Origin of the sequence: Streptomyces sp. HUAS TT11, assembly GCF_051553595.1 — a bacterium.
Classification (GTDB): Bacteria; Actinomycetota; Actinomycetes; order Streptomycetales; family Streptomycetaceae; genus Streptomyces.
In genome coordinates this window covers 6903248-6925690 of the sequence record NZ_CP196184.1, presented here as the reverse complement: position 1 = coordinate 6925690, position 22443 = coordinate 6903248, and the positions used below count along the sequence as shown (strand labels likewise).

Sequence of the window (22443 nt, the reverse complement as noted above, 5' to 3'; positions counted from 1 at the left end):
GGCAGGCATCAGCCGCGGCGGCGGCGTGCCACTCCCAGCACACCCGCGCCCGCCACCAGCAGGACAAGGGCTCCGCCCACGACATAGGGCGTGGCCGAACTGCCCCCGGTCTCCGCCAGGTCGGCCTTCGCGGGCGCCCCCTGCGGTTTCACGTCCCCGGCCGGCTGCGTCGCGGGCGTGGCCGGCTCCACCGGTGCGGCGGACGCGAGGGCCTGCGACGCGGGGGCGGCGGGGGTCTCGCACGTCGCTCCTCCGAGGGTCACGGTCCCCTTCACCTCCGCCACGTTCAGGTTGAGCGGGTTCACGGACACCGTGAGCACCAGCGCCGACGCCGCCGCCGTCCGCGACGTCGTCCGGGTCGGCGACACCTCCAGCCGTACCTCGCCGACTCCCGGCGCCTTCACTCTCGTCGGTCCGGCCGCCGACACCGTGACCTTCCGTCCGAGCACGGTCACCGCGCCCAGCACGTTGGCCGTGGCGACGGGCTTCTTCCCCACCTCGCACACCGCCTCGGACGTGACGCCGTCGACCTCGATCAGGGAGAGCATCGGCAGTCCGGGCACGTGGACCCGGGCATGGGTGAGGCTGGTCGACGCCTTCGCGCCCGACTCGGACACGGTCGCCCGCGCCGTGGCGGCGTCCGCCCGCACCACGTCGAAGGGGCGCCCGCCGGCGACTCCCTTCAGGCGGGCCGACAGCGCGGTCTGCTCGGCGCTCCGCGGCGCCTGCACCTCGTTGAGGGAGACCGCGAGCGGGACGTCCACGGTCTTCTTGAGCAGGGACACGTCCAGTCCGGTCCGCAGCACGACGGCGCTCGCGCGTCCTTGGTCCTCGGTCGCACCGGCGGACCCGGCGCCCGCCAGCGCGGCGGGACCGGCGGCCAGTGCGGTGGCCACCGCGACGGTGGCCAGTCGGCGTGCGGGCATACGGAAGGTGGTGCCGTTCATGGTGGTGGGACCCCCCAGAAGAGACAAGCTCGGGACCCGGAAAGAATTTCGTACCGGGAGTGAGCCGTCAGCGACACCGCGTGACTTCACTCCATCGTGGATTGTTCGCAAGGATCTTCGAAACCGGCGGCACGCCTGTTCCCCCGCATCACCCCCGCATCCCCCGCACCGGGGGCGTGACCGGAGCGCGGGGACGGTGCCTATCCGACCACGCGGCCGTTCAGCACCACCCGCCGCGGCACCGCGAGCACCCTTACGTCCGCCCGCGGATCCGTCTCGTACACCACGAGGTCCGCGGCGGCCCCCTCCTCCAGACCGGGCCGGCCGAGCCACCGCCGGGCACCCCACGTGGCCGCCGACAGGGCCTGCACCGGCGGGATTCCGGCGGTCGCCAGTTCCGCCACCTCGGCCGCGACCAGCCCGTGCGGCAGGCCGCCGCCCGCGTCGGTGCCGACGTACACCGGGATGCCGGCGTCGTAGGCGGACCGCACGGTGTCGTAGCGCCGCTCGTGCAGCCGTCGCATATGCGCCGACCAGCGCGGGAAGCGGGACTCGCCGCCGTCCGCGAGCTTCGGGAAGGTCGCGATGTTCACGAGGGTGGGCACGATCGCGACACCCCGCTGGGCGAACAGCGGGATCGTCTCCTCGGTCAGACCCGTCGCGTGCTCGACGCAGTCGATGCCCGCCTCGACCAGGTCCCGCAGCGAGTCCTCGGCGAAGCAGTGCGCGGTGACGCGCGCACCCAGGCGGTGCGCCTCCGCTATCGCCGCCTGCACCGCCTCACGCGGCCAGCAGGCGGTCAGGTCCCCGGTCTCCCGGTCGATCCAGTCGCCGACCAGCTTGACCCAGCCGTCGCCGCGCCGGGCCTCCTGGGCCACGTACGCGACCAGGTCCCCGGGTTCGATCTCCCAGGCGTAGTTGCGGATGTAGCGGCGTGTGCGGGCGATGTGCCGGCCGGCCCGGATGATCTTCGGAAGGTCGTCGCGGTCGTCGATCCAGCGGGTGTCCGACGGCGAGCCCGCGTCACGGATCAGCAGGGTGCCGGTCTCCCGGTCGGTCAGCGCCTGCTTCTCGGAGACGTCGTCGGACACCGGGCCGTGGGAGTCGAGGCCCACGTGGCAGTGCGCGTCGACGAGGCCGGGCAGCGCCCAGCCCTCGACGGTACGGACGTCACGGGCGCCCTCGGGCCGGTCGTAGGAGATCCGGCCGCCGACCACCCACACCTCGTCGCGGATCTCCTCGGCCCCGACGAGCACCCGCCCCTTCACGTGCAGCACCGCGTGATCGCTCATGCACTGCACCTTAGTTCGCCCGCTACCCGGTCTTGCCCACCTGGTCGGCGGTCCCCTCCTCCACCTCGGCCATCGCGGGGTCGAGGAGCCGGGAGAGGAAGTGGCGGGTCCGCTCGTGCCGCGGGGCGCCGATGACCTGCTCGGGCGTGCCCTGCTCGACGACGACTCCGCCGTCCATGAAGACGACCCGGTCGGCGACCTCGCGCGCGAACGTCATCTCGTGGGTGACCACCATCATGGTCATGCCCTCGTCGGCGAGCATGCGCATCACGGCGAGGACGTCGCCCACCAGCTCGGGGTCGAGCGCGGAGGTCGGCTCGTCGAAGAGCATCACCTGGGGACCCATGGCGAGCGCCCGGGCGATGGCGACGCGCTGCTGCTGCCCGCCGGACAGGGCGGAGGGGTACGCGTCCGCCTTCTCGGAAAGGCCCACGCGCGCCAGGTTCTCGGCTGCCGTCCCGGCCGCCGCCGCCTTGTCCCGCCCGAGGACCCGGCGCTGCGGCAGGGTGAGGTTCTCGGTCACCGTGAGGTGCGGGAACAGGTTGAACTGCTGGAACACCATGCCGATACCGCGGCGGACGGCGTCGATGTCCACGTCGGGGTCGGTCACCTCGGTGCCGCCGACGAACACCTGCCCCCTGCCGGGTTCCTCCAGCAGGTTCACACAGCGCAGCAGCGTCGACTTGCCGGAGCCGGACGGGCCGATGACACAGACCACCTCGCCCTCGCCGATCTCCAGGTCGATCCCGCGCAGCACCTCGTTGTCGCCGAAGGACTTGTGGAGGTCCCGGATCCGGATCTGTGCGGAACTGCTCACTTGACGGCCTCCCTGGCCTTCGACTCCAGGCGGCGCACCACGAATCCGAGCGGGATCGTGACCAGCAGATAGCACAGGCCGGCGACCAGGATCGGCGTGGAGTTGGCGGTCTGGCTGGCCAGGTCCCGCCCGAACTTCGACAGCTCGCGCTCCTCCAGGGTGACGCCCAGCAGCAGCACCAGCGAGGAGTCCTTGAACAGCAGCACCAGCTCGTTGGTGAGCGGCGGGAGGATGATCCGGAACGCCTGCGGTACGACGATCGAGACCATGGCCCGGGCGGGCGAGAAGCCCAGCGAGCGAGCCGCCTCCATCTGCCCCTTGGGCACCGCCTGGATACCGGCGCGGAAGGTCTCCGCCATGTACGCGGCGCCCACCAGACCGAGTGCGATGGCCACCTTGCCGTAGGTGCCGCCGATGATCTCCGTACCGGGGAAGGCCAGGGGCACGGCCACACCGATGAAGACGAAGATCAGCAGGGCGGGCAGGCCGCGGAAGATCTCGATGTAGATGCCGGCGACCCAGCGGTAGGGACCCACCGAGGACAGCCGCATGAGCGCGAGGACCATGCCGAGGACCAGGCCGACCACAAAGCCGGACAGGGTGTAGAGCACGGTGTTCCTGAGCGCCAGCGTGATGACGTCGGGGAACATCTGCCGGGCGATGTCCACCTGCGCGAACTGGTCCTGCAGCCGTCCCCAGTCCGCCGCGAACGCGAAGGCGATCACGGCGGCCACGAAGACGACGTACTGGACGCCGCGCGACACCTTTCGCCGCTGGGTGCGTGTCAGGCCCTTCCTGCGGGGCCGCGTCCCGGTAGCGGCCGGCTCGGTGGTCCCGCTCATGAGGCGGAGGGCGAGGCGACCGACGCGTCGTAGGGGCCTATCCACTTCTCGTACAGCTTCTTGTACGTGCCGTCGGCCTTCGCGTCCTTGAGTGCCTTGTTCACGGCGTCGAGGAGCTTGCGGTTGCCCTTCTTCACCGTGAAGCCGTACTGCTCACCGGTGTTGAGGTTGTCGACGACCTGGAAGGCAGCGGCGTTGGCCTTGTCCTTGAGCCAGCCCTGGACGACCGGGTAGTCGATGACGACCGCCTGGACCTGGCCGGTGCGCAGGCCGTTGATCACGGCGTCGGAGGACTCGAAGGAGACCGGGTCGAAGCCCTGCTTCTTGGCGTAGTCCTCGCCGGTGGTCTGCGCCTGGGCACCGAGCTTCCTGCCCTTGGCCTTCACGTCGGCGAGCGAGGTGATGCCGCTCTTCCTGTCGACCAGGACGGCCTGGGTGGCGTCGAAGTACGGGTCGGAGAAGTCGACGTGCTCCTTGCGCTCGGCGGTGATCGTCATACCGGCGGCCGCGACGTCGCACTGCTCGGAGTTGAGGAACGCGCCGGTCTTGAAGTTCTCGAAGGGCGTGTCGAGGATGTCCTGCTTCACCCCGAGGTCCTTGGCGACCAGGTCGATCAGCGAGACGTCGAAGCCCTGCACCTTGCCGTCGATCTCCGACTGGAAGGGGGGGTACGGCAGATGCGTGCAGGTGGTCAGCCGGCCGGCCTTGGCGAGTTCCACCCCGCCGGCGGCCGTCTTGCCGCCGCCGTCACCGCTCGAGGTGCAGCCGGCCACGAGCACCAGCCCGGCCGTCGCGGTGGTGGCGGCCAGAATGCGGACCCGGCGCCCGAGGAGCGAGTTCACGGGGGACCTCTCTGTGGGGGACCTATGACTTCCGATTATAAGGAAAGGTTGGAGGCTCTCAAACCAAACCGATGGTCAATGGGTCGATTCACCTGAGAATGTGCCGATAAGTGGCGCATCACACGCCCGGATACCCTCGAATCGTCGAACCCATGAGTGAAGAGAGCGCCGCCGTGACCCACCCCTTCCTGGACCTCGCCCCGCTGAGCACCGACCGCTTCGCCTCGATCGAGGACCGGGTGGCGCGACTGCTGTCCACCGAACAGGACGTCGTGATCATGCAGGGTGAGGCACTGCTGCCGCTGGAGGGCGCGATCCGCGGCAGTGCCGGGCCCGGCACCACGGCACTGAACGTGATCACCGGACCGTACGGGCAGACGTTCGGGGACTGGCTGCGGGACTGCGGCGCCACCGTGTACGACCTTGCCGTCCCGTTCCACACCGCGGCCACGGCGGCGCAGGTCCGCGAGGCGCTCGCGGAGCACCCGGAGATCGACTTCGTCTCCCTGGTGCACGCCGAGGCCGCCACCGGCAACACGAACCCGGTGGCGGAGATCGGCGCGGTGGTACGGGAGCACGGCGCACTGTTCTATCTGGACGCCGTCGCCTCGATCGGCGCCGAGCCGGTGCTGCCGGACACATGGGGCGTGGACCTGTGCGTGATCGGGGCCCAGAAGGCGATGGGCGGACCGGCCGGCGTCTCGGCGGTGTCCGTGAGCGGGCGCGCCTGGACCCGGATGGCGGCCAACCCGCGGGCTCCGCGCCGCTCGTACCTGTCGCTCCTCGACTGGAAGGAGCGCTGGATCGACGCCGGCCGCAAGGCGCTGCTCCACGCCCCGGCGCAGTTGGAGATGCTGGCACTGGAGGCATGCCTGGAGCGGATCGAGAGCGCGGGCCCGGACGCCGTGATCGCCCGGCACCGGTCCGCCGCCGCGGCGACGCGGGCGGGTGTGCTCGCCCTCGGCGGGGGCCTGGAGCCGTATGTGCTCGAGGCCGCCGAGGCGGCGCCCGTCGCCACGACCCTGCGGACCCCCTCCGGTGTGGTCGCGGCCGAACTGGTCGCCAAGGCCCTGGAGTCGGACCCCGCTCTGCCGCTGTCCGCGGGTGGGGGTGCGCTGGCGAAGGAGATGATCAGGGTCAACCACTACGGGGCCGATGCGACCCTCGACATCGTCCGGGCGAGCCTGAGCGCCCTCGGCGCCGCACTCGGCGACTTCGGGGCCGTCGTGGACACCGAGAGCGCCCGCGGGGCGGCCGCCCGGGCGTGGGGCTGAACGACACCTCGACGCGGGGGCCTCGACGGTATGACCGGCGCCTGAAATCGGCATTGCTTTCCAGGCCCCTTCCGCGTAATTATCGAATTCCCTTCAGGGCAGCTGCCCATATTCGTCTGCCCGCTTTCTTCGGACCTAAACAACAAGATTCCGCGAACACCAACCGGCTTAATCCGGGCAGATCTCGCGAGGGTTGCACTGATGTGACCGACTCCACATCGCACCCCTTTTGGGCGGTATTTATCAGGCGTAGCAGGACAATCCCTCGGCCTTTCGGCGGCCACTCACGCCCGCGTGATAACACACAGGACATGCTTCCGTAACCCCTTTCGGCGATGCAATTTTGAATTTCCGTGGGTAAATTCCATCGACATGACCGCCGCACAAGCAGACCTGCAAGCGGAATTCCTGGAAATGCCGGAGGGGCTGCGGATCGACCGTCCGGAGGTGGCGGACGGTGCCGCTCTCTGGCGTATCGCCAAGGACTCCGGAACCCTCGACCTGAACTCCTCCTACAGCTACCTCCTGTGGTGCCGTGACTTCGCCGGCACCTCGGCGGTGGTGCGCGCCGGCTCCGACGGTCGTCCCGTCGGGTTCCTCACCGCGTACCTCAGGCCCGACCGCCCGCACACCCTCCTGGTGTGGCAGGTGGCCGTGGACTCCGCCCACCGCGGGCAGGGCCTCGCGGCACGGCTGCTCGACTCGGTCACGGCACGGGCCGTGAAGGAGCACGCCGTGACCACGGTCGAGACGACGATCACCCCCGGCAACACCGCCTCCGAGCGCCTGTTCACGACGTACGCGCGACGCCATGGCGCGGCCGTGGAACGCGAGGTCCTCTTCGACGCCCGTCAGTTCCCCGACGGACCGCACGACCCCGAGGTCCTCTACCGCATCGGCCCCCTCGCCTTCTGACCTCCACGCACTTCTCCCCTCCCCCACGCATCGAGGAGCGTTTTCGCCGTGACCATCACCCAGCCCGACCTCAGCGTCTTCGAGACCCTGGAGTCGGAGGTGCGCAGCTACTGCCGCGGCTGGCCCACCGTGTTCGACCGCGCGCAGGGCAGCCGCCTGTACGACGAGGACGGCCACGAGTACCTCGACTTCTTCGCCGGCGCCGGTTCCCTCAACTACGGGCACAACAACCCCGTCCTGAAACGGGCGTTGATCGACTACCTGGAGCGGGACGGCATCACCCACGGGCTCGACATGTCGACCACCGCCAAGCGTTCCTTCCTCCGGACGTTCCAGGACCTCGTGCTGCGGCCGCGGGATCTGCCGTACAAGGTGATGTTCCCGGGCCCCACCGGCACCAACGCCGTCGAGTCCGCTCTCAAGCTGGCCCGCAAGGTGAAGGGCCGCGAGGCCATCGTGTCCTTCACCAACGCCTTCCACGGCATGTCCCTGGGCTCCCTCGCCGTCACCGGCAACGCCTTCAAGCGCGCCGGCGCCGGAATTCCGCTCGTCCACGGGACGCCCATGCCCTTCGACCACTACCTGGACGGCCGGGTCCCGGACTTCCTGTGGTTCGAACGGCTCCTGGAGGACCAGGGTTCAGGACTCAACCGGCCCGCCGCCGTCATCGTGGAGACCGTGCAGGGCGAGGGCGGCATCAACGTCGCCCGCGCCGAGTGGCTGCGCGGCCTCGCCGACCTGTGCGCACGCCGCGACATGCTGCTGATCGTCGACGACATCCAGATGGGCTGCGGCCGTACCGGCGCCTTCTTCTCGTTCGAGGAGGCCGGGATCGTGCCCGACATCGTCACCGTGTCCAAGTCCATCAGCGGCTACGGGCTGCCCATGTCGCTGTGCCTGTTCAAGCCCGAGCTCGACATCTGGGAGCCGGGCGAGCACAACGGCACCTTCCGCGGCAACAATCCCGCGTTCGTGACGGCCACTGCCGCCCTGGAGACCTACTGGACCGACGGGTCCGCCATGGAGAAGCAGACCCGTACGCGCGGCGAGCAGATCGAGCAGGAGCTGATCTCCATCACCGAGGAGAACCTCGCCGACATCAGGGAGTACCGCGGACGCGGGCTGGTCTGGGGCCTGGAGTTCCACGACAAGGAACGCGCCGGACGTGTCGCCCACCGCGCCTTCGAGCTCGGGCTGCTGGTGGAGACCTCCGGTCCCGAGAGCGAGGTCGTCAAACTGCTCCCCGCCCTCACCATCACCCCCGCCGAGCTGGACGAGGGTCTCAGCACCCTCGCCCGGGCCGTCCGCGAGACCGTCTGAACAACCCCCAGAAGGAGGCACGCACCACCGTGATCGTCCGTTCGTTCAAGGAGATCGAAGGCACCGACCGGCACATCAAGTCGGCGTCCGGCACCTGGGAGAGCAAGCGCATCGTCCTGGCCAGGGAGAAGGTCGGCTTCTCCCTCCACGAGACGATCCTGTACGCGGGCACGGAGACGTCGATGTGGTACGCGAACCACATCGAGGGCGTCGTCTGTGTCGAGGGCGAGGCCGAACTGACCGACCAGGAGACCGGGAAGGTGTACACCATCACTCCCGGGACCATGTACCTCCTGGACGGGCACGAGCGGCACACGCTGCGGGTGAAGAAGGACTTCCGCTGCATCTGCGTCTTCAACCCGCCCGTGACCGGCCGGGAGGACCACGACGAGAACGGCGTCTACCCGCTGCTCACCGAGGAGGTGTGAAGCACATGACCACCACCGTCACCGATCTCTACCCGAGCCGGGGCGCCACCGAGGTGTCCGTCCCCCGTCAGGACCCGGTCGTCTGGGGCGCTCCCGGAACGCCGGGGCCGATCTCCGTGGGTGACCTCCAGGCGTACGAACGCGACGGCTTCCTCTCCATCGACCAGCTCATCGGTCAGGACGAAGTCGCCGTGTACCAGCAGGAGTTGGAGCGGCTCGTCAGCGACCCGCGGATCCGCGCCGACGAACGTTCGATCGTGGAGCCGAAGTCCAAGGAGATCCGGTCCGTCTTCGAGGTCCACAGGATCAGCGAGGTCTTCGCGAAGCTCGTCCGCGACGAGCGCGTCGTCGGGCGGGCGCGGCAGATCCTCGGCTCGGACGTGTACGTCCACCAGTCGCGGATCAACGTCAAGCCGGGGTTCGGGGCCAGTGGCTTCTACTGGCACTCCGACTTCGAGACCTGGCACGCCGAGGACGGTCTGCCGAACATGCGGACGGTGTCCGTCTCCATCGCCCTGACCGAGAACCACGACACCAACGGCGGCCTCATGATCATGCCGCGGTCGCACCGGACGTTCCTCGGCTGCGCCGGGGCCACGCCCGAGGACAACTACAAGAAGTCGCTGCAGATGCAGGACGCGGGCACGCCGTCCGACGAGGCGCTGACCACGATGGCGGGCGAGTACGGCATCCGACTGTTCACCGGGAAGGCCGGCTCGGCGACCTGGTTCGACTGCAACTGCATGCACGGGTCGGGCGACAACATCACACCGTTCCCGCGCAGCAACGTCTTCATCGTGTTCAACAGCGTGGAGAACAAGGCGGTGGAACCGTTCGCGGCGCCGGTCCGGCGTCCGGAGTTCATCGGGGCGCGGGACTTCACCCCCGTGCGGTGACCGCAACCTGACCGCCGGGCCGGGGCCTCCTCGTGTGGGACATGAGGCCCCGGCCCGGTCCTGTTCAGCGGGACAGCGCATCCAGCAGGCGATCGACGTCCGCGGGCGTGTTGTACAGGTGGAAGGCGGCCCGCAGATGGCCTGCCCGGTCGGAGACCTCGAGCCCGGCGCCGCTCAACCCGCCCTGCCGGTGGCCGAGTCCGGGAACGGAGACGATCGGCGAACCCGGCGCGGGGACCGGCTCGTGGCCGAGGTCACCGAGCCCCGCGCGGAAGCGGTCGGCGAGGGCGAGGTCGTGCGCCCGGACGGCCTCCACGCCGAGTTCCTCGAGCAGTTCGAGAGAGCGGCGGGCGCCCGCGTAGGAGAGCAGCGCGGGACTCTCGTCGAAGCGGCGTGCCGAATGGGCGAGTTCCTCGACGGGGCCGTAGCAGCTGTCCCAGGGCCGCTCGCCCGCGACCCAGCCGGCGAACAGCGGGGGGATGCCGCCGAGATCCTCCGGGACGACCAGGAACGCCACGCCCCGCGGGCAGAACAGCCACTTGAAGGCGACGGCAGCCACGTAGTCGTGGGCGTCCGCGTCGAGGTCCAGCCAGCCGAGGGCCTGCGACGCGTCGATGTACGTGCGCGCACCGTGCTCCTGCGCCGCGGCGCGGATCGCGGGCAGGTCGGCCACGCGTCCGTCGGCGGACTGGGCGGCGCTCACCGCCACGAGCGCGGTGCCCGGACGCACCGAATCGGCGAGACGCTCCAGCGGCACGGCGCGCACCTTCAGGTCCCCGCGCATGTGGAAGGGGTTCACGACGGAGCTGAAGTCGGCCTCGGCGGTCAGGACTTCGGCACCCTCGGGCAGCGAGGCGGCGATCAGCCCGGTGTAGGTGGCCACCGAGGACCCGGTCGCCACCCGGCTCGCCGGAACATGGGTCAGCCGGGCGAACGAGGCACGGGCCGCCTCCACGTCGGCGAACATGTCGGTGGGCTGCCCCGCGGCGACCGAATCCACCGCCGTCCGCAGGGCGTGCACGGTGCGGGCGGGCAGCAGCCCGACCGCCGCGGTGTTCAGATATGTGTTCTTCGGGGCGAACTCGGCACGGACGAGGCTCTCGAAGGTCTCCATGGGACCACTGTGCGGCCCCCTGAGGTCACCGTCCATTGCCGATGTGTACGTGGTGTCCTCAAGCAACGCTTATACATCCGCGCCGAGCTGCCGCTTCTCAGTTCTGCGGGACCGCGCACCCGTCCGGGCCGCAGGCCTCCGCGCCGCCGTCCTCGATCAGCTTCAGCGGCGGGCGCTCGTCCCAGGCCTGGGTCAGCGCCTGGGTGAAGACCTCGGCGGGCTGCGCGCCGGAGACGCCGTACTTCCGGTCGAGCACGAAGAACGGCACACCGTTCGCGCCCAGCTCGGCCGCCTCCCGCTCGTCCGCGCGCACGGAGTCGGCGTACGCGGCCGGGTCGGCGAGGACCGTGCGGACCCCCTCGGCGTCGAGCCCGGCCTCCACGGCCAGCTCCACCAGCCGCTCGTCGCCCTCGGTGAAGAGGGACCGCTCCTCGGCGAAGTTCGCCCGGTACAGGATCTGGATCAGCCGGTCCTGCCTGCCCTGCTCCTTGGCGAAGTGGAGCAGCCGGTGCATGTCGAAGGTGTTGCCGTGGTCGCGGCCCGAGGTGCGGTAGTCCAGGCCCTCCGCGGCGGCCTGCGCGCCGAGGTTCTTCTCGCCGGCCTGCGCCTGCGCCTCGCTCATCCCGTACTTCTTGGCGAGCATCGTGAGAACCGGCTGCACGTCGTCCTTGGCGCGGTGCGGATCCAGCTCGAAGGAGCGGTGCACCACCTCGACCTGGTCGCGGTGCGGGAAGGCGCCGAGCGCCTTCTCGAAGCGGGCCTTGCCCACGTAGCACCACGGGCAGGCGATGTCGCTCCAGATCTCCACGCGCATGTCTTCGGCTTCTCTCCAGTTCGCACGGTACGGAGACCCCCTCCGTGACCTGTGTGAACGTTCAAGCGATTCCCTTCATTCCCCGGGAACCGCGTACCGGAGGAAGAGGTGGTGATCCCCTTCGGCGGGCGGGTTCTCCGGGTCCGGGGCCCACCCGCGGCGGGCGTAGAAGGCCTGGGCGCGCCGGTTGTCCACGTGCACGTCGAGGACGGCCCGCCGCATGCCGTCGGCCTGCCACTCCTCGACACAGGCCGCATGCAGCACGGAGCCGACCCCCCGGCGCCAGTGCCCGGGGTCGACGTGGAACTGGAAGAGCTTCACCGTGTCGGCCGGTGCGCCGGGCGGCGTACGGAACGACGCGACGGCGACGATGGCGCCGTGTTCGACGACACACATCACCTGCCCGTCGGGCCGCTCGAGGGCACCGCGCCAGGCGGCGAGCCAGTCGGTGCCGTCCTGCGGCGGCCCGTCGGGGTAGTAGGTCGCCCGGGCGCGGGCGTGCAGATCGGCGACGGCTCGTACCTCGGCGGGCAGAGCGGTCCGGATCACCCGGTTCCCGGCCACACGGTCTCTGATCATGCATCCAGGGACGTGGACGCGGCCGGGCCGGTTCCACGACCGCCGAGGACGGCGGCGCGGTTCAACTGCCGTCTCTCAGGTCCTCGGGCCAGTTCGGACGGAATTCGATGCCCTCGTACGTCACCACGCACCCCTCCCCCATGGGCGACTGGGTCATGAAGCCCACCAGCGCCGCCCCCGTCTCCTTCTCGTCGCCCAGGGTGAACAGGCGCACGAACGTCCAGCGCTCGCCGTCACGAGAAGCGTGGAAGGCGAAGGCCCGGCCCGTGCGGCTGACCCGGAGCCACACCGAACTTCCCTCCACGGTGAAGGAGTTCGCGTCGTCGGAGTGGCCGCGGGTGACCACCGTGCAGACCGTGGGCACGTCCGGCGAGTACTCCAGGCAGAGCTTGGCCCAGGCCCGTTCGCCGACGTGGACGTAGAGCACTCCGGCGTCGAAGGACGCGTTGAAGCCGACGGTGACCCGGGCGATCAGCTGGAAGTCTCCCTCGGGCGCACCCAGGAGCCGGGGAGCGTCCGAGGCCGGCTCCAGAGCCTCGCCGGTGGGCGGAACGAATCGATCCTGCCGGGCGCCCGCCCAGCCGGTGAGCACCCCGTCCTCGTACGACCAGTGACCGTCGGACCCGTACGTACGCAGGGAGAACGGGAGTTCGGGAAGTTCAACGTCCATTGACGAAGTCTCTCAGGCATGATCCGGAGCGGCGCGGGGAACCCCGCCATCCACCACGAAAGCACCCGCGGGCCGCAACGCGCCGAAGGCGACGCGGCGCGGCCCGCGGGACACTCACCTCTCCAGGCGCCCGTCGAAGCGCCTCGGCAGCCCGAGCGGGTTGCCGTCCCGCAGCTCCGGAGGCAGGAGCGCCTCGGGGGCGCCCTGGAAGACGACGGGCCGCAGCCACCGCTCGATGGCCGTCCCGCCGACCGACGTGGAGGTGGACGTCGTCGCCGGGTAGGGGCCGCCGTGGTGCTGCGCGGGCGCCACCGCCACGCCCGTCGGCCAGCCGTTGACGAGGACACGTCCGGCGAGCGGGGTCAGTTCCGCGAGGATCTCCGCCCCGCGGCCCTCGCCCGCAGCCTCCTCCGTCGACAGGTGCACCGTTGCGGTGAGGTTGCCGGGGAGCCGGTCCAGCACCCGCTTGGCCTGGTCCTCGTCCTCGTAGCGCGCCACGACCGTGAGCGGGCCGAAGCACTCCTCCAGCAGGAGGTCGTGCTCGCCCTCGGCGGTGAGCTTCTCGGCCGGCACGGTGAGGAAGCCCGCGCTGACGGTGTGCTCGCCGCACGCGCCGGCCGTGACCGGGGACTCCACGTCGGGGAGCTCGGCGCGCTCGGCCACTCCGGCGAGGAAGTTGTCGCGCATGCGGTGGTCGAGCAGGACCCCCGCCTCGGTGTCGCTGACGGCGTCGGTCAGGGACTTCACCAGTCGGTCGCCGGCCGCGCCCGCGGGGGCCAGGACGAATCCCGGCTTGACGCAGAACTGGCCCACACCCAGCGTCATGGAGCCCGCGAGCCCGGCCCCGATCGCCTCGGCGCGCTCGGCGGCGGCCGCCTCGGTGACGACCACCGGGTTGAGCGAGCCGAGTTCGCCGTGGAAGGGGATCGGCACGGGGCGGCCCGCCGCCGCGTCGAAGAGCGCACGGCCACCGCGCACGGACCCGGTGAACCCGGCTGCGGCGACCAGCGGGTGCTTGATCAGCTCGATGCCCGCCTCGAAGCCGTGCACCAGACCGACGACACCCTTGGGAATGCCGTGCAGCCCGGCGGCCCGGCGCAGCGTCGCCGCGACCAGCTCGGAGAGCGCGGGGTGGTCGGGGTGGGCCTTGACGACGACGGGGCAGCCCGCGGCGAGTGCGCTCGCGGTGTCGCCGCCCGCCACCGAGAAGGCGAAGGGGAAGTTGGAGGCGGAGTACACCGCGACGACGCCGAGCGGGATCTTGTAGCGACGCAGGTCCGGAATGGGCGGGGTCGCGGTGTCGTCCGGGTGGTTGATCACGACGTCGAGGAAGGCGCCCTCGTCGACGATGTCCGCGAAGGCACGCAACTGATAGCAGGTCCGGGCGAGTTCACCCGTGAGCCGGACCGGGCCGAGGGCGGTCTCCGCGTCGGCCGCCTCGACGAGCTGCTCCTTCGCGGCCTCCAGCTGGTCGGCGGCGGCACGCAGGAAGGCCGAGCGGACGGTGCGGTCGGCGAGGGCTCCGCGCACGGAGTGGGCCGCGCGGACGGCGGCGTCCACCTCCTGGGCCGTGGCCTCCACCGCAACCTGCTCGCGCTGCTTCCCGGTTCGGGGGTCGACACTCCAGACTGGTGCTGCTGCCACCGCGGATCCCTCCAGATGTCTTGCCGCAGTTCGTACCTCATCGACCAGGTATGTTCGATATGCTGAACACTGTCTCTGATGATGAATATGCTGCTCGGAGACTATTTCCCGTCGAACGAAGGGGTCAAGGGCGATGTCGGCAGGCGAGACGGGCGGTGGGGCGCAGGTCAAGTCGGCGGTGCGGACGGTCGAATTGCTCGAGTACTTCGCAGGCCGCCCCGGCATGCACTCCCTGGCCGCCGTGCAGGAGGAAGTGGGCTATCCCAAGTCCAGCCTGTACATGTTGCTGCGCACGCTCGTGGAACTGGGCTGGGTCGAGACCGACGCGACGGGCACACGCTACGGCATCGGGGTGCGGGCCCTGCTCGTGGGGACGTCGTACATCGACGGCGACGAGGTGGTGGCGGCGGCCCGCCCCACCCTCGACCGGCTGTCGGACGACACCACGGAGACGATCCACCTGGCGCGCCTGGACGGCACGAACGTCGTCTACCTCGCGACCCGCCAGTCGCAGCACTACCTGCGGCCGTTCACCCGTGTCGGCCGCCGGCTGCCCGCGCACTCGACGTCGCTCGGCAAGGTGCTGCTGAGCACGTACACCGACGAACAGGTCCGCAAGATGCTGCCCGAGACGCTGCCGGCGCTGACGGAGCACACCATCACCGACCGGGAGAAGCTCATACAGGAGCTGCACCAGGTCCGCGAGCAGGGCATCGCCGTCGACCGCGAGGAGAACACGCTCGGGCTGCGCTGCTTCGGGGTCGCCATCCCCTACCGCACCCCGGCCCGTGACGCGATCAGCTGCTCGGTCCCGGTCGCCCGGCTCACCCCGGCGCACGAGCAGATGATCAAGGACGCGCTGTTCGACGCACGGGACCGGCTGACCCTCGCGACCCGGAGGCTGTGACGTGGAGATCGTCCTGCGCGCGGTGCACGACAGCGACCTGCCCGTCTTCTTCCGCCTCATGAACGATCCCGTGGCCCTGCGGATGGCCGCGTTCACCCCCGAGGACCCGGCCGACCGGGCCGGCTTCGACGCCCACTGGGCACGGACGCGCACCTCGCCCGGCGTCGACGTCCGCACGGTGCTGGCGGACGGTGACGTGGTGGGCAGCGCCGCGGTGTACGGCGAGCCGGGTGAGCGCGAGGTCACGTACTGGATCGACCGCGCCTACTGGGGCCGGGGCATCGCGACGGCCGCCCTGCGGATCCTGCTGGAGCAGATCCCGGAGCGCCCGCTGTACGCCCGGGCCGCCGCGGACAACGCGGGCTCGCGCCGTGTGCTCGAGAAGTGCGGCTTCGCCCAGTCGGCCCGGGCGAGGGGCTTCGCACACGCCCGGGGTGAGGAGATCGACGAGGTCGTCCTGGTCCTGAAGCCCTGAGAAGCCCGCACAGCCCGAGGGCCCGAAGGGCCGGCCGGCCCGTGGTGAGGTGCCGGCCCGGGACGCCCGGCCGTTCATGAAGTCCCGATGAGAAGCCGGACGGAAGGGAACGATCCGGGCGTCCCTGAGCGTCATCCAGGGCGGGATGAACAAGACGATCAGGCGGGCCTCCGTCTTCGCGCTGCTCCTGGTGCTCGCCCTGTTGGTCAGGGCGACCTGGGTGCAGTTCTACGACGGCAAGGCGCTCGCGGACGACAAGGACAACCGGCGGAACGCGATCACCACGTACGCGGCACCGCTCGGGAACATCATCGTGGCCGGCGACTCGATCACGGGCTCGGCGCGGACGAAGGGAAGCGACCTCGCCTACCGGCGCACCTACGCGGACGGCAGGCTGTACGCGGCGGTGACGGGCTATGCCTCTCAGAGCTACGCGCCGACCCAGCTGGAGGGCATCTACCAGGACGTGCTCAACGGCACGGACAGCCGTCTGAAGAACATCATGGACACCGTCACCGACCAGCGGGCCCATCCGGGCAACGTGGTCACGACGATCGATCCTGCGGTGCAGAAGGCCGCCTACCGCGCACTGGGCACCAAGAAGGGCGCGGCCGTCGCGATCGACCCGAAGACCGGCAGGATCCTCGCGGTCGTGTCCACCCCGTCGTACGACCCGTCGGCGCTGACCGACGCCGACACCGCCGGGGCGGCCTGGAAGCGGCTCAACGCCGACCCGGAGAAGCCGCTGACCAACCGCGCGCTGCGCCAGCCGCTGCCGCCCGGCTCGACGTTCAAGCTGGTGGTGGCCGCCGCCGCGCTGGAGGACGGCCTGTACGCGTCGGTGGACCGGAGGACGGACAGCCCCGATCCGTACATGCTGCCCGGCTCGACCAAGGCACTGTCGAACGAGAACCCGAACGCCCCGTGCGAGAACGCCTCGATCCGCCAGGCGCTGCGCTACTCCTGCAACAACGTCTTCGGCAAGATGGCCGTCGACCTCGGCCAGGACAAGGTCAGGGCGATGGCCGAGAAGTTCGGCTTCAACGACGACCGGCAGGACGTACCGGTGCGCGCGTACCCGAGCGTGTACCCGTCGGACATGGACAAGGCGCAGACGGCGCTGTCGGGCATCGGGCAGTTCGACGTCACGGCGACCCCGCTGCAGATGGCCATGGTCTCGGCGGCCATCGCCCATGACGGCGAGCTGGTCTCCGCACACATGGTGTCGCAGATCACCGACGGCGGCGGGGACGTGCTGCAGAACGACGACGACAGCACGTCGACCGAGCGGATCGTCAGCGCGTCGACCGCACGGCAGTTGCAGTCCGCCATGCAGACGGTCGTGGAGCAGGGCACGGGCACGAACGCGCGGATCGCCGGGGCGACGGTCGGCGGCAAGACCGGAACGGCCCAGCACGGCGAGAACAACAGCCAGACGCCGTACGCCTGGTTCACCTCCTATGCGAAGTCGGACACGAACGGCAAGGAGGTCGCCGTCGCGGTGATGGTCGAGCAGTCGGACGCGGCGCGCTCGGAGGTCAGCGGCAACGGGCTGGCGGCACCGGTCGCCAAGGCGATGATGCAGGCGGCGCTGGGGAGTTAGGGCCGGGACGACCCCGCCAGGGGTCGTCCCCGTACCTCACCTCACGCCCAGGATCTGCTCCACCGGGTCGATCGCGAAGTACACCAGGAACAGCGCCGACACACCCCACAGCAGCCAGTGGACCTCCTTGGCCTTGCCGAGGACGGCCTTGATGAGGACGTACGACAGGAAGCCCGCCCCGATGCCGTCGGTGATGGAGTAGGTGAACGGCATGGCGGCGATGGTCAGGAACGCCGGGATGGCGATCTCGTACCTGTCCCAGTCGATGTGCTTGACATGGGTCATCATCAGGAAGCCGACCGCGATCAGGGCGGGTGCCGCGGCCTGGAGCGGAACGATGGTCAGCAGCGGGGTGAGGAAGAGCGCGAGACCGAAGAGGGCGCCGGTGACGAGGTTGGCGAATCCGGTGCGCGCGCCCTCGCCGACACCGGCCGCGGATTCGATGTAGGCGGTGTTGGACGAGCCCGAGGCGACGCCGCCGGCCACCGCGGCGGCACCGTCGATGAACAGGACGCGGCCGATGCCCGGTACCTTGCCGTTCTCGTCGAGCAGCCCGGCCTCCGCGCTGATGCCGACGATGGTGCCCATGGCGTCGAAGAAGTCCGACAGGATCAGGGTGAAGACCAGCAGGACGGCGGTGAGCACGCCGGCCTTCCCGAAACCGCCGAACAGGCTGAAATGGCCGACGAGGCCGAAGTCCGGGCTCGCGACGACCGTGTCGGGGACCTTGGGGGTGGTCAGGCCCCAGCTCTTGATGTCCGCCACGGCGTCGATGACGATCGCGACGACCGTCATGGCCACGATGCTGATCAGGATCGCGCCCTTCACCTTGCGCGCGAGCAACGCGATGGTCAGCAGCACCCCGAGACAGAACACCAGCACGGGCCAGCCCGTCAGCCGGCCCACGGCGCCCAGTTGCACCGGCACGGTGGTGTTCGCGGCGTCGGGGATGCGGCTGACGAAGCCGGCGTCGACGAAACCGATGAAGGCGATGAAGAGCCCGATGCCGACGCCGATGGCCTGCTTCAGCTGCTGCGGGATGGCGTTCATGATCGCCTCCCGTAGCCCGGTGAGGACCAGAACACAGATGAGGATGCCTTCCAGGACGACGAGGCCCATGGCGTCGGCCCAGCTCATCAGCGGGGCGAGCTGGAAGGCGACGACCGCGTTGAGGCCGAGCCCGGCGGCGATGGCGAGCGGCAGATTGCCGCCGACGCCCATGATGACCGTCATGACGCACGCCACCAGGGCGGTGGCGGTGACCAGTTGGCCGGTGTCCAGCTGATGGCCGAACTTGTCCTTGGCGCTGCCCAGGATGATCGGGTTCAGGACGAGGATGTAGGCCATGGTGAAGAACGTGGCGAAGCCGCCGCGTATCTCACGGCCGAAGGTGGAGCCGCGTTCGGAGATTCTGAAGAACCGGTCGACGCCGTTCGCCGCGGGGGGTGCGGCACTCGACCGGTCGGCCGCCTTCTGCGTTTCGGACATGGCGGTGCTCCTTGCTGCCTGGTGGACCGGTGCCGGATGCTGGCTGGATTGTTCCCCCGGTGAACCGGTTTCAGGTTTTCTCCGTGTTACGGAATCGGATTCCGCCCCGCACGGGAGTCCCGGTGCGCGGGAGCACGGTGCGCCTCAGCCCGCGTACGGGTCGGGCACCTCGCCGCGCCGGGCCAGGAACTCGAAGTCGCAGCCGGTGTCGGCCTGGGTGATCTGGCCGTTGTAGAGCACGCCGTAGCCACGCTCGTACCGCGCCGGGGGCGGGGTCCATCGTGTACGGCGGCGCTCCAGCTCCTCGTCGTCGACATGGAGCCGGAGGGTGCGCGCCTCGACGTCGAGCGTGATGCTGTCGCCGGTGCGTACGAGTGCCAGTGGGCCGCCGACATACGACTCCGGCGCCACGTGCAGCACACATGCGCCGTAACTCGTGCCGCTCATCCGGGAGTCGGAGATCCGGACCATGTCCCGTACGCCCTGCTTCAGCAGATGACCGGGGATGGGCAGCATCCCGTACTCGGGCATGCCGGGTCCGCCCTTGGGCCCGGCGTTGCGCAGCACCAGCACGCTGTCCGCGGTGATGCCGAGGGCCGGGTCGTCGATGGTCCGCTGCATCGTCCTGTAGTCGTCGAAGACGACCGCGGGCCCGGTGTGCACGAGCAGGTGCGGCTCCGCGGCGATGTGCTTGATGACGGCACCGTCCGGGCACAGGTTGCCGCGCAGCACGGCGACCCCGCCCTCCTCCGCGACCGGGTTGTCGCGGGGCCGGATGACGTCGTCGTCGTGCACCCGGGCTCCCGCGATCTGCTCGCGCAGGGTGTCGTGGCAGACCGTCGGCCGGTCCAGATGCAGCAGGTCCGGGATCCGGGACAGGAAGCCGGGCAGGCCGCCCGCGAAGTGGAAGTCCTCCATGAGATACCGCTCGCCGCCGGGCCGGATGTTGGCGAGCACGGGCGTCGTCCGCGCGATGCGGTCGAAGTCGTCGAGCGTGAGCGGGACTCCGGCCCGGCCGGCCATGGCGATCAGATGGATGACGGCGTTGGTGGAACCGCCGAGCCCCAGGACCGTGGTCACCGCGTCCTCGAAGGCCTCGCGCGTGAGGATGTGGCTGGGCCTGCGGTCCTTGAACACGAGTTCCACGATCCGGCGTCCGGACGCCGCTGCCATGCGCTCGTGCCCGGAGTCGACGGCCGGGATGCTCGACGCACCGGGCACGGTCACCCCGAGGGCCTCGGCGGCGGCGGTGAGCGTGGACGCCGTGCCCATCGTCATGCAGTGCCCCGGCGAACGGGCGAGCCCGCTCTCCAGTTCCGACATCTCGCAGTCGCCGATGAGTCCGGCACGCCTGTCGTCCCAGTACTTCCACATGTCGGTGCCCGAGCCGAGGACCTCACTGCGCCAGTGGCCCGGCAGCATGGGTCCGGCGGGCACGAACACGGCCGGCAGGTCGGCGGAGGCGGCACCCATGAGGAGCGCGGGCGTGGACTTGTCGCAGCCGCCCATCAGCACGGCCCCGTCCACCGGGTAGGAGCGCAGCAGTTCCTCGGTCTCCAGCGAGAGGAGGTTGCGGTAGAGCATGGGGGTCGGCTTCTGGAAGGTCTCGCTGAGCGTGGAGACCGGGAACTCCAACGGGAAGCCGCCGGCCTGCCAGACGCCGCGCTTGACCGCCTGGGCCCGGTCCCGGAGATGGACGTGGCAGGGGTTGATGTCCGACCAGGTGTTCAGGATCGCGATGACGGGCTTGCCCAGGTGCTCCTCGGGGAGGTAACCGAGCTGGCGGGTGCGGGCCCGGTGGCTGAAGGAGCGCAGCCCCTCGGTGCCGTACCACTGATGGCTGCGGAGTTCCTCGGGCCTCTTCACCGGCACCACCCGGCGACGATGCGGGCGACCTCGGCGCGTGTCTGCTCGGGAAGCGTCCTGCTCGGCGGGCGCACGCTGCGTCGGCACAGGCCGAGCGAGGCGAGGGCTTCCTTGACGACGGCGACGTTGTCGGCGGAGCCGTCGGCCGCGCGCAGTGCCTCGAAGCGGCGGATCCGTTCCCAGACCTTCATGGCGGCCCGGTAGTCGCCGGACCGCAGCGCCGCGATCATGCTCAGCGACATCGCCGGGGCGACGTTCACCAGCCCGGAGGTGAAGCCGGTCGCGCCCGCCGAGAAGTAGGAGGGGGCGTACGGCTCGGCCAGACCGGCCACCCACACGAAGCGGTCGAGGCCGGCGTCCCGCGCGAAGGCGGCGAACCCGGCGGCGTCCGGGACCGCGTACTTCACGCCGATGACGTTCGGGCAGTGGTCGGCCAGTTCGGCGAGCCGGGAGCCGTGCAGCCGGGCGTCGCGGACGTAGGGGACCACCCCGAGGCCGGGCACCGCCTCGGCGACGGCCCGGTGGTAGTCGACCCAGCCGGCGGGAGAGACGTAGGGATGCGCGGGCTGATGGACCATCACCATGTCGGCGCCCCGCTCGGCGGCGTGGCGGGCGGTGGCGACGGCGGTGGGCACGTCGTGACCGACGCCGACGAGCACCGTGGCCGACTCCCCCGCCTCCTCGAGGGTCAGCTCGGTCACCAGACGCCGTTCCTCGGGTGTGAGGGCGTAGAACTCACCGGTGTTGCCGCCCGGGGTCAGGGTCCTGACCCCGCCGTCCAGCAGCCGCCGCAACAGTGCCCGGTGGACGTCCCGGTCGACGGTGCCGTCCTCGGCGAACGGGGTCACCGGGATCGCCACCACATCGGCCAGGGCCGCCCGCTGGGTGTCGAACGCGACGCTGCTCATCGCCGGCCCTCCTCTTCCCGGGTACCGGGGAACGCCCGGTGGACGAACGACGCGATGTGGTCGTGCAGAGCGCTCGCGGCGCCGTCCGCGTCGCCCAGCCGGGCGAGCCGCAGGATCTCCCGGTGCTCGGCGGCCTCCGCCGCCCAGGAGGGATCGGCGGACCAGGCGACGGCGGAGACGAGGGCGGCCTGGTCGCGGACCTCGTCGAGCATCCGGCCGAGCAGCGGGTTGCCGCACGGCAGATACAGGGCGCGGTGGAACTCCCGGTTGGCGAGGGAGCGTTCGGCGGCGTCCGTCGCCGCGTCGGCCCGGTCCAGCGCGTCACGCGCGGCGTCGAGCACGGCCCGGCGCCGCACCGAGCGGCGCAGTGCCTCCGGCTCGAGGAGCAGCCGGACGTCGCAGACCTCCCGTGCCAGGTCCGCATCCACCATGCGCACGGTGACGCCCTTGTACTGGCTCATCACGACGAGCCCGGTGCCCGCGAGGGTCTTGAGCGCCTCACGCACGGGGGTCTTCGACACCCCGTACTGCGCGGCGAGTTCCGTCTCGACCAGGGCCTGACCGGGCGACAGCTGCCCGGTGAGGATGCGGTGCTTGATCCCCTCCAGCACGAACTGCGTGCGGGAGGGGATCGGTGTGGGCACGGAGGTCATGCACGCCTCTCGGATCTCGTATATCGCGTCTCATATATGACGTATGAAGTACGACGCGATGAACCTAGGCGCGTGCAGGACGTCCGTCAACGCTCAGGACCAGGGAGGTGGAGACCCGGGAACCCTCGGGCCACGCACCGCGGTTGGCC

22 protein-coding genes are annotated in these 22443 nt (G+C 70.5%); 8 read left to right on the top strand and 14 right to left on the bottom strand.

Going from position 1 to position 22443, the window contains the following annotated elements:
- Nucleotides 1-8: 8 nt before the first annotated feature.
- The 5 genes from ACSHXN_RS30930 to ACSHXN_RS30910 all read right to left on the bottom strand — a co-directional run bounded on the left by ACSHXN_RS30930 (nt 9) and on the right by ACSHXN_RS30910 (nt 4740).
- Complete coding sequence (locus tag ACSHXN_RS30930) at nt 9-947, bottom strand: SCO1860 family LAETG-anchored protein (protein ID WP_438304457.1); 939 nt, start codon at nt 945-947, stop codon at nt 9-11.
- A gap of 200 nt (nt 948-1147) precedes the next feature.
- On the bottom strand, nt 1148-2239 hold the full coding sequence (locus ACSHXN_RS30925; protein WP_355130714.1) for an amidohydrolase family protein: 1092 nt from the start codon (nt 2237-2239) through the stop codon (nt 1148-1150).
- 22 nt (nt 2240-2261) lie between these two features.
- Nucleotides 2262-3056, bottom strand: coding sequence for an amino acid ABC transporter ATP-binding protein (locus ACSHXN_RS30920; protein ID WP_355130716.1), 795 nt, complete (start codon nt 3054-3056; stop codon nt 2262-2264).
- A complete protein-coding gene (locus ACSHXN_RS30915; protein ID WP_355130718.1) occupies nt 3053-3898 on the bottom strand; it encodes an amino acid ABC transporter permease in 846 nt (281 codons plus the stop codon). The genes ACSHXN_RS30920 and ACSHXN_RS30915 overlap by 4 nt, the downstream gene beginning before the upstream one ends.
- The gene (locus ACSHXN_RS30910) at nt 3895-4740 is read right to left on the bottom strand and encodes an ABC transporter substrate-binding protein (RefSeq protein WP_355130720.1); all 846 of its coding nucleotides are present in this window, start codon (nt 4738-4740) and stop codon (nt 3895-3897) included. Before ACSHXN_RS30910 ends, ACSHXN_RS30915 begins: the two co-directional genes overlap by 4 nt.
- 152 nt (nt 4741-4892) lie before the next feature.
- On the opposite strand from ACSHXN_RS30910, the gene ACSHXN_RS30905 reads away from it, so the two are divergent.
- From ACSHXN_RS30905 to thpD, 5 genes are all read left to right on the top strand, one after another.
- Complete coding sequence (locus ACSHXN_RS30905) at nt 4893-6014, top strand: pyridoxal-phosphate-dependent aminotransferase family protein (RefSeq protein ID WP_356110942.1); 1122 nt, start codon at nt 4893-4895, stop codon at nt 6012-6014.
- A 372-nt stretch (nt 6015-6386) separates the two neighbouring features.
- Nucleotides 6387-6929: a diaminobutyrate acetyltransferase gene (gene ectA / locus ACSHXN_RS30900; RefSeq protein ID WP_355130723.1), complete on the top strand. Its 543-nt coding sequence runs from the start codon at nt 6387-6389 to the stop codon at nt 6927-6929.
- A 48-nt stretch (nt 6930-6977) separates the two neighbouring features.
- Complete coding sequence (gene ectB, locus ACSHXN_RS30895) at nt 6978-8249, top strand: diaminobutyrate--2-oxoglutarate transaminase (RefSeq protein WP_355130725.1); 1272 nt, start codon at nt 6978-6980, stop codon at nt 8247-8249.
- A 29-nt stretch (nt 8250-8278) separates the two neighbouring features.
- Entirely contained in the window at nt 8279-8677 is a 399-nt protein-coding gene (locus ACSHXN_RS30890) for an ectoine synthase (protein WP_355130727.1), read from the top strand.
- Between the two features lie 5 nt (nt 8678-8682).
- Nucleotides 8683-9573, top strand: a complete 891-nt coding sequence (thpD, locus tag ACSHXN_RS30885; RefSeq protein WP_355130729.1) for an ectoine hydroxylase — start codon at nt 8683-8685, stop codon at nt 9571-9573.
- 64 nt (nt 9574-9637) lie between these two features.
- Here the strand turns inward: thpD and ACSHXN_RS30880 are convergent, their stop codons facing one another.
- The 5 genes from ACSHXN_RS30880 to ACSHXN_RS30860 form a co-directional block, all read right to left on the bottom strand.
- A complete protein-coding gene (locus tag ACSHXN_RS30880; RefSeq protein ID WP_355798480.1) occupies nt 9638-10687 on the bottom strand; it encodes an aminotransferase class V-fold PLP-dependent enzyme in 1050 nt (349 codons plus the stop codon).
- 97 nt (nt 10688-10784) lie between these two features.
- Nucleotides 10785-11501, bottom strand: coding sequence for a DsbA family oxidoreductase (locus ACSHXN_RS30875; RefSeq protein ID WP_438304450.1), 717 nt, complete (start codon nt 11499-11501; stop codon nt 10785-10787).
- Nucleotides 11502-11576: 75 nt separating this feature from the next.
- Nucleotides 11577-12080 carry a GNAT family N-acetyltransferase gene (locus tag ACSHXN_RS30870; protein ID WP_355130735.1) on the bottom strand — a complete coding sequence of 168 codons (504 nt, stop codon included), beginning with the start codon at nt 12078-12080 and terminating at the stop codon, nt 11577-11579.
- 61 nt (nt 12081-12141) lie between these two features.
- Nucleotides 12142-12750: a DUF1349 domain-containing protein gene (locus tag ACSHXN_RS30865; protein ID WP_355130737.1), complete on the bottom strand. Its 609-nt coding sequence runs from the start codon at nt 12748-12750 to the stop codon at nt 12142-12144.
- 114 nt (nt 12751-12864) lie between these two features.
- Nucleotides 12865-14394 (bottom strand): aldehyde dehydrogenase (NADP(+)), encoded by a 1530-nt coding sequence (locus ACSHXN_RS30860; RefSeq protein WP_355130739.1) that lies wholly within the window; start codon nt 14392-14394, stop codon nt 12865-12867.
- Between the two features lie 133 nt (nt 14395-14527).
- On the opposite strand from ACSHXN_RS30860, the gene ACSHXN_RS30855 reads away from it, so the two are divergent.
- The 3 genes from ACSHXN_RS30855 to ACSHXN_RS30845 all read left to right on the top strand — a co-directional run bounded on the left by ACSHXN_RS30855 (nt 14528) and on the right by ACSHXN_RS30845 (nt 17379).
- The gene (locus tag ACSHXN_RS30855) at nt 14528-15301 is read left to right on the top strand and encodes an IclR family transcriptional regulator (protein ID WP_355130741.1); all 774 of its coding nucleotides are present in this window, start codon (nt 14528-14530) and stop codon (nt 15299-15301) included.
- A gap of 1 nt (nt 15302) precedes the next feature.
- On the top strand, nt 15303-15776 hold the full coding sequence (locus ACSHXN_RS30850; protein WP_355130743.1) for a GNAT family N-acetyltransferase: 474 nt from the start codon (nt 15303-15305) through the stop codon (nt 15774-15776).
- Nucleotides 15777-15921: 145 nt separating this feature from the next.
- A complete protein-coding gene (locus tag ACSHXN_RS30845) occupies nt 15922-17379 on the top strand; it encodes a peptidoglycan D,D-transpeptidase FtsI family protein (protein ID WP_355130745.1) in 1458 nt (485 codons plus the stop codon).
- A 36-nt stretch (nt 17380-17415) separates the two neighbouring features.
- On the opposite strand, the gene ACSHXN_RS30840 is transcribed toward ACSHXN_RS30845, so the two are convergent.
- The 4 genes from ACSHXN_RS30840 to ACSHXN_RS30825 form a co-directional block, all read right to left on the bottom strand.
- Nucleotides 17416-18867, bottom strand: a complete 1452-nt coding sequence (locus ACSHXN_RS30840; RefSeq protein WP_356110934.1) for an NCS2 family permease — start codon at nt 18865-18867, stop codon at nt 17416-17418.
- 144 nt (nt 18868-19011) lie between these two features.
- Nucleotides 19012-20742 carry an L-arabinonate dehydratase gene (gene araD, locus ACSHXN_RS30835; protein WP_355130749.1) on the bottom strand — a complete coding sequence of 577 codons (1731 nt, stop codon included), beginning with the start codon at nt 20740-20742 and terminating at the stop codon, nt 19012-19014.
- Nucleotides 20730-21641 (bottom strand): dihydrodipicolinate synthase family protein, encoded by a 912-nt coding sequence (locus tag ACSHXN_RS30830; protein WP_355130751.1) that lies wholly within the window; start codon nt 21639-21641, stop codon nt 20730-20732. The genes araD and ACSHXN_RS30830 overlap by 13 nt, the downstream gene beginning before the upstream one ends.
- On the bottom strand, nt 21638-22294 hold the full coding sequence (locus tag ACSHXN_RS30825) for a GntR family transcriptional regulator (RefSeq protein ID WP_355130753.1): 657 nt from the start codon (nt 22292-22294) through the stop codon (nt 21638-21640). The genes ACSHXN_RS30830 and ACSHXN_RS30825 overlap by 4 nt, the downstream gene beginning before the upstream one ends.
- Between the last annotated feature and the right edge of the window lie 149 nt (nt 22295-22443).